Source organism: Caballeronia sordidicola (assembly GCF_000729995.1).
Lineage (GTDB): Bacteria > Pseudomonadota > Gammaproteobacteria > Burkholderiales > Burkholderiaceae > Caballeronia > Caballeronia sordidicola_A.
Genome location: NZ_JNFG01000169.1, coordinates 1 through 359, shown reverse-complemented (window position 1 = coordinate 359; position 359 = coordinate 1). Strand labels below are relative to the sequence as shown.

At 64.9% G+C, this 359-nt stretch carries 1 protein-coding gene; it reads right to left on the bottom strand.

Going from position 1 to position 359, the window contains the following annotated elements; genetic code table 11:
- Positions 1-345, bottom strand: a 345-nt coding sequence (locus FH08_RS48830) for a hypothetical protein (protein WP_200878836.1), incomplete at its 3' end; no start/stop codon positions are given.
- Between the last annotated feature and the right edge of the window lie 14 nt (positions 346-359).

Genomic DNA, 359 nt, shown 5'->3' with positions numbered 1-359 from the left:
CTGATCCAGCGCCAGTTCGTTGGAGATGGTCTGCAGCGACTTGAGCACCGACAGCCAGTCCAGGCGCATGATGTCGCTGGTGGACTGGGCCTGGGTGCGCTGCACCGTCAGGGGAGTGGCCTCGGCCACGCGCAACCAGTGGGGAAATTCGTTTTCCAGCGCCTGGGCCTTGGCTGCGGCGCCCCAGTGCAGATAGCTGAGCTTCGAGTCCGTCAAGTAGGTGCGGGCGATGCGCGGAGGCTGCTGTCCCAGCCAGAAACGCAGATAGAGTATATCGGCCAGCGCCGCTCCCTGGCGGAAGCCATGCAACCGCTCGGATTCCAGCGCTTGCGCATAGAGGTCCATGGCGGTGTCGGCGC